Origin of the sequence: Halobacillus sp. BBL2006 (genome assembly GCF_000786645.1) — a bacterium.
Lineage (GTDB): Bacteria > Bacillota > Bacilli > Bacillales > Halobacillaceae > Halobacillus.
This window is the reverse complement of sequence record NZ_JRNX01000503.1, coordinates 1-6,261: the sequence shown is the minus strand read 5'-3', so window position 1 is coordinate 6,261 and position 6,261 is coordinate 1. Positions and strand designations below refer to the sequence as shown.

Below are 6,261 nucleotides of genomic sequence, written 5' to 3'. Positions count from 1 at the left end.
AAGCCGTTCTAGGTGCGATCTTTTTAGAGCCAGAAGCGATGTCGACAGCAGCGGAGTATCTACTCCCAGAAGATTTTTATCGAGCTAGCCATCAGCGTATCTTTGAAGTCATGTTGACGTTATCCGATAAAGGAGAGCCGATCGATCTTGTTACGGTGACGACGGCTTTATCTAACAATAAAGTGTTGGAAGAGGTCGGAGGAGTTTCCTACTTGACTGATGTCGCAAATTCCGTACCGACAGCTGCCAATATCATGTATTACACTAGAATTGTCAGTGAAAAATCTACTTTGAGAAGTTTAATTCGTACAGCTACGAATATCGTAACTTCGGGATATGAAGAAGAGGATGACCTGGAAGATGTCCTTAACTCTGCGGAGAAGGACATTCTAGAAGTCTCTCAAAGGAAGAATTCCAGCGCTTTCAAAAGTATCAAAGACGTGCTGATCGATGTATATGACAACATTGAACAGCTGCATAACAGTGAAGGCGGTACAACTGGAATTCCAACAGGCTATCGTGATTTGGATAAAATTACGTCGGGATTCCAGCGTAATGATTTGATTATCATCGCCGCGCGTCCTTCTATGGGTAAGACCGCGTTCGCCTTGAATATCGCCCAAAACGTGGCCGTTCATACAGACGAAAACGTTGCAATCTTCAGTCTGGAGATGGGAGCCGACCAGCTTGTCTCTCGTATGCTTTGCGCAGAAGGAAATATTGATGCCCAGCGTTTGCGGACAGGAAACATGGAGGCAGATGATTGGAACAAGTTGACGATGGCGATGGGGAGCTTATCGAATGCAGGTATCTATATTGATGATACGCCCGGAATTCGAGTTAGTGAAATCCGCTCGAAGTGCCGCCGTCTTAAGCAAGAACACGGACTTGGCATGATTTTAATCGACTATTTGCAGTTGATTCAGGGAAGTGCGAATTCCAAAGAGAACCGTCAGCAAGAGGTCTCTGAAATCTCTCGTTCCTTAAAAGGCTTGGCGCGTGAGCTGAATGTTCCGCTGATTGCCCTGTCTCAGCTCTCTCGTGGAGTAGAGTCCAGGCAGGATAAACGTCCGATGATGTCGGACTTACGTGAATCTGGATCGATTGAGCAGGATGCCGATATTGTCGGATTCTTATACCGTGACGATTATTATGATCAAGAATCAGAGAACCAGAACATTATCGAAATCATCATATCTAAGCAGCGTAATGGCCCAGTTGGTAATGTCGAATTGGCATTTGTGAAGGAATACAATAAATTCGTCGACCTTGACTACCGTTATAGCGACGCGGATGTGCCTCCTGCTTAACAAATAAATAGAACCTCCACGACTTCCACCTAGTATTGTCGTGGGGGTTTTTGTATTGATTTTTCACAAAAAAGGGAGGCCTTTTGGTTTAGAAAAGACCGCCCTTCATTTATATTCATCACTCCTCGTTACGCCTCCCGGAGAGTAACGCCAAGGGGTGGATGAAACTTATTTCAACCAATGATAGATCGTGTGAGCCACACCGTCGTCGTCATTGCTTTTCGTTACGAAATCGCTGGCTTCTTTGACTACGGGTCTCCCGTTCTCCATCGCTGCACTATGGCTTGCCATCGAAATCATCGACAAATCGTTGGGACTATCCCCAATGGCTCCAGTGCGATCCATAGAAAGCCCTAAATGAGTAGAGAGTTTTTGTAATGCAATTCCTTTAGAGGCGTTCTTATGCTCGAGTTCAAAGTTATGGTGAGCAGAGCTGACCAAAGTCAGGTTCGGGTAAGATTGGAAGCTTTCCCATCCAAGGTCCAGCTTCTCCTGTTCAAAAGAAAACGCGAGGACATTGTAAATCGGCGCTCCGGCCTCCAGAATTTCTTGATAAGAATCAACATGATAGAAACCGGTTTGACTGAACTGCTTCTCAAGCGCCGCTGTCAGCTTTTCAATCTCCTCATTAGGGTTAGCACTTTGAATGCGGTCCAGCTCCATCTGTAGAAGGGCTCTGCCATTTTGAGGCGTTAAAATGGAAGAATCGCTGAATACTTCGTAATAAAATTGTTTCTCATCCAACCACTCCAAAATTTCCGCAGCATCCTTTTCCTCGATCGGCACAGAATGGAATAACGTGCCGTTTGGCTGATGGATCGTAGCCCCGTTGGCACCGATCACCCACGTGTTCAAGTCTGTATTGGCAAGGATCTGCCGTACATCGAATTCAGCCCTTCCAGTGGCGATCACAACTTCCGTTCCCATTTCCTGAGCCTTTTTAATCGCTTTGATGTTTTCCTGACTGATTGTATTTTGGCTGTTTAATAGTGTCCCATCCATATCAATAGCTATTAACTCCATACATCCACCACCTCTTCCTCTGCCACTAGAAGCTCAACCTCATTTTGATCAAGCAGATGTTGAAAATCAGGTTCTGGAGCTTTGTCAGTAATAATTAAATCTACATCTTCGAGGGCAGCGAATTGGAAAAATTCTGTGACCCCGAATTTTGTATGGTCAGCCAAAACAATAACTTGCTTGGCTTGACGTATCATATTTTTTTTGACCATCCCATCCTCTTCGTGGGCAATGGTCAAACCATTTTCTGATATGCCTACGACTCCGATGAAGGCTTTGTCGACGTGAAACTTCCTTAAACGTTCAATGACCGAAGTGCCGAATAAAAAGCGGTGTTCTTTTTGTAAAGCTCCACCTAATAGCTGGATATTTACATGTTTTTTATTCGATAAGATTTCGGCTTGGTTAATGGAATTCGTAATGACCGTACATTCCATAGCTTCCATTTTGTCTGCGCATGCTTGCACCGTAGTGGAAGTATCGAGAATGATTTTGTCTCCGAATTGAATGAGCGAAGCGGCTTTGTTCCCGATTTTCTGTTTTTCCTGAGAGACGGTTTCAAGGCGTTTCGTATAATCCTTGATCACATTATGGGAAGAAGGGAGAATGGCTCCACCTCTTGTTCTGACGATAGCTTTTCTGTCTTCCAGCTTCACTAAATCTCGTCTGGCAGTATCTCTGGAGACATCAAACAAATCACATATTTGATCGACGGATATTCGTCGATTTTTATTAAGGTATCGGATGATTTCGATTAAACGTTCTTCTTGATACATCAGGTTGTCCCCTTCCATATCTATCCTCTATAAGTCATATTAAGTTAAAATTAATAATTAATCAAGTTTTATAAGTTTTTATAAGTAATTTTAAGTAATGACGAATGAGGTAATTATCGAACATTTATATAGATATTTCGTTTTATTGTTCGGATATTGCGTTGACTTGAAGACATAAGATTGGTAAACTGACGTTGGAAATAATTTAAAACAAATTTTTGGCGGAGGTGCCTTATGTCTTCAGTAGTTGTTGTCGGAACCCAGTGGGGGGACGAAGGAAAAGGCAAGATAACCGATTTTCTATCACAAAATGCCGAAGTTGTTGCGCGTTATCAAGGCGGAAACAATGCCGGCCACACAATTAAATTTGATGGTGTCACTTATAAACTTCACTTAATTCCATCTGGAATCTTTTTTGACGATAAAGTATGTGTGTTAGGTAACGGGATGGTCATTGATCCGAAAGCGTTGCTTGAAGAGCTTGAATACTTACAAGATAAAGGTGTCTCGACAGATAATTTGAGAATCAGCAACCGTGCTCACATTATTCTTCCTTATCATTTGAAACTTGATGAGCTCCAAGAAGAGGAAAAAGGCGCAAACAAGATTGGTACAACGAAAAAAGGAATTGGACCTGCCTATATGGATAAAGCTGCACGAACAGGGATCCGTATTGCAGACTTGATGGATAAAGAGAGCTTCCGGGAAAAATTAGAACAGAATCTTGCTGAAAAGAACCGTTTATTAGAAAAAGTGTATGAAACGGAGCCATTTACAGTTGAAGAGATTCTAGAAGAATACTACGAATATGGGCAGCAAATCGCTCAGTACGTTTGCGATACATCTGTTGTTCTAAACGATAACCTAGACGAGGGCCGCCGTGTACTTTTCGAAGGTGCCCAGGGGGTTATGTTGGACATTGATCAGGGAACGTATCCATTCGTAACTTCTTCTAACCCAATTGCAGGAGGCGTTACGATCGGTTCAGGTGTCGGCCCATCTAAAATCAAGCATGTGGTTGGTGTCTCTAAAGCTTACACCACTCGTGTAGGAGACGGACCGTTCCCGACCGAATTGGACAATGAAATCGGCGATCAAATTCGTGAAGTAGGGAGAGAATACGGAACAACGACCGGTCGTCCACGCCGCGTTGGCTGGTTTGATAGTGTGGTTGTCCGTCATGCCCGTCGTGTAAGTGGGATTACAGATCTTTCTCTAAATTCCATTGATGTACTTACAGGAATTGAAACCGTGAAAATTTGTACTTCTTATAAGTACAAAGGAGAAATTATGGACGAATTCCCTGCTAGTTTGAAAGTGTTAGCTGACTGCGAACCGGTTTATGAAGAAATGCCTGGCTGGACGGAAGATATCACAGGTGTGAAATCGTTGGATGAACTTCCTGAGAATGCCCGTCATTATATTGAACGTGTATCTCAATTAACGGGAATCCCGCTTTCCGTATTCTCTGTTGGACCTGATCGTTCTCAAACGAACGTTGTCCGCAGTGTCTATAGCGAATAAGAAACAACGCGTCTGACTTGGCTAAGTTAGGCGTGTTTTGTTTATGATAGAAATGGAAAGGGAGTGTTCCACGTGAAACGTATTTGTGTTTTTGCCGGGTCAAGCGCAGGAAATGACCCAGCGTTTACAGAGAGAACGAAAGAATTAGGGAAAGTATTCGCAGATAACCAAATCGAACTTGTTTACGGTGGTGCCAAAAGTGGATTGATGGGTGTGATGGCAGACGCTATCTTAGAAAAAGGTGGAAGAGTGACAGGGATCATGCCTTCTCATCTTTTTCAAAAGGAAATTGCCCACCCTGACGTAACGGAAATGATTGAAGTAGAAACGATGCATGAACGTAAAGCTAAGATGAGCGAATTGGCCGACGGGTATATCGCTCTCCCAGGTGGGTTCGGTACGTTTGAAGAGTTGTTTGAAACCGTAAGCTGGGCACAGATTGGTTTACATGAAAAACCGTTGGCCCTCTTTAATATTGCAGGATATTATACTCCTTTGATGGACATGATTGATCACGCCATTCAAGCAGGGTTTGTAGCTGAAAACAATCGGCAGTTGATTCTGGAATCTTATGACCCAGAGGAATTAGTAAAAATGATGAAGCTATAAAAAAACCGAGCCAATTGTGGCTCGGTTTTTAAATGTTAATGGTCGTGACGAAGGTCAGTCCAAGATAACGATAAGAGACTTCAATCTGTTCGATTGGCATTTTTTCTGTAATGCTCAGACCGTAGATTGGACTCGGGTGGTCATCTTTAGCTGAAGCTTTTTTGTCCTCAGGGACTGGGGAGCTGTTCGGCTTGAGACGGATAGATTTATAGTCTTGCATTCCATATTCCCCTTCATAAGGGTTGTAAGTATTAGAAATAACAAATCCGGTGTCTGAATCACTCACTTGCACCAGGGGATTGGTAGCGGGCTCTTTTCCATTAATGGATACGTCCGTAATATAAATGTCGCCCAAAAGGTTTTTATTCCCAAGAGCAACAATCACAGACTGCTTATCGGTTGTTGTGCCCACAGATCCGTGCGCCAGCGGTGGATTAAATTGTAAATAAGCCATTAAGGCGATCATCAAAATAATAAGTATAAATGCAGTAGTTCTGAACGTTTTTTTCATCTACACACCTCCTCTCTTGATATTTTTGAACGATGCAGGGCCCAATTTATTAAATAAAGGTGAAAGGAAATCTAACTTTCTATTGCGCCTCTGTTTCAGCTATGATATGATATTCATCGTTGCGGTAAAACAACAACATAAACTGGTCCGGTAGTTCAGTTGGTTAGAATGCCTGCCTGTCACGCAGGAGGTCGCGGGTTCGAGTCCCGTCCGGACCGCCATTTTTATTATAGCAGGGTTAGAGAGAGAAATTAATCGAAACAACCACCAAAATCATGGCGAATTAGTGAAGATTAATTCTAATATCATCTAAATGCATTTATACTATGGCTCGGTAGAGAAGCCGAAAAACTTCTTTGATTAAACTTCATCGCAGGCTTTGCGAGGAGCGTTAACTTCACCGAATGTACTTGCAACGAGACGAGCACAGAACATCTTCTAATAAACTTCGAAACCAGTGTTTGAGCGAGAAACAAAATTAAAACTTTATCTATTATGGCTCGGTAGCTCA

6 protein-coding genes and 1 tRNA gene are annotated in these 6,261 nt (G+C 42.9%); 4 read left to right on the top strand and 3 right to left on the bottom strand.

Annotation, left to right across the window (positions count from 1 at the left end; translation table 11 throughout):
- A partial coding sequence (dnaB, locus tag LD39_RS14785; protein WP_035548749.1) for a replicative DNA helicase occupies nt 1–1,310 on the top strand: 1,310 nt, incomplete at its 5' end.
- Between the two features lie 168 nt (nt 1,311–1,478).
- Here the strand turns inward: dnaB and LD39_RS14780 are convergent.
- Nucleotides 1,479–2,333, bottom strand: a complete 855-nt coding sequence (locus LD39_RS14780; protein WP_035548746.1) for a Cof-type HAD-IIB family hydrolase — start codon at nt 2,331–2,333, stop codon at nt 1,479–1,481.
- Nucleotides 2,324–3,106, bottom strand: a complete 783-nt coding sequence (locus tag LD39_RS14775) for a DeoR/GlpR family DNA-binding transcription regulator (RefSeq protein ID WP_035548743.1) — start codon at nt 3,104–3,106, stop codon at nt 2,324–2,326. Before LD39_RS14775 ends, LD39_RS14780 begins: the two co-directional genes overlap by 10 nt.
- Before the next feature lie 234 nt (nt 3,107–3,340).
- On the opposite strand from LD39_RS14775, the gene LD39_RS14770 reads away from it, so the two are divergent.
- Nucleotides 3,341–4,630 carry an adenylosuccinate synthase gene (locus tag LD39_RS14770; RefSeq protein WP_035548740.1) on the top strand — a complete coding sequence of 430 codons (1,290 nt, stop codon included), beginning with the start codon at nt 3,341–3,343 and terminating at the stop codon, nt 4,628–4,630.
- A gap of 72 nt (nt 4,631–4,702) precedes the next feature.
- Nucleotides 4,703–5,239 carry a TIGR00730 family Rossman fold protein gene (locus LD39_RS14765; protein WP_035548737.1) on the top strand — a complete coding sequence of 179 codons (537 nt, stop codon included), beginning with the start codon at nt 4,703–4,705 and terminating at the stop codon, nt 5,237–5,239.
- Between the two features lie 28 nt (nt 5,240–5,267).
- On the opposite strand, the gene LD39_RS14760 is transcribed toward LD39_RS14765, so the two are convergent.
- Entirely contained in the window at nt 5,268–5,750 is a 483-nt protein-coding gene (locus tag LD39_RS14760; RefSeq protein ID WP_035548734.1) for a hypothetical protein, read from the bottom strand.
- 144 nt (nt 5,751–5,894) lie between these two features.
- Here LD39_RS14760 and LD39_RS14755 point away from each other — a divergent pair.
- A tRNA-Asp gene (locus tag LD39_RS14755) sits at nt 5,895–5,971 on the top strand.
- The last annotated feature ends 290 nt before the right edge of the window (nt 5,972–6,261 follow it).

Excerpts from the sequence above, each read along its gene's own strand:
- LD39_RS14780 (WP_035548746.1), bottom strand. The coding sequence starts at position 2,333 with ATGGAGTTAATAGCTATTGATATGGATGGGACACTATTAAACAGCCAA.
- LD39_RS14760 (WP_035548734.1), bottom strand. The coding sequence starts at position 5,750 with ATGAAAAAAACGTTCAGAACTACTGCATTTATACTTATTATTTTGATG.
- LD39_RS14775 (WP_035548743.1), bottom strand. The coding sequence starts at position 3,106 with ATGTATCAAGAAGAACGTTTAATCGAAATCATCCGATACCTTAATAAA.
- LD39_RS14770 (WP_035548740.1), top strand. The coding sequence starts at position 3,341 with ATGTCTTCAGTAGTTGTTGTCGGAACCCAGTGGGGGGACGAAGGAAAA.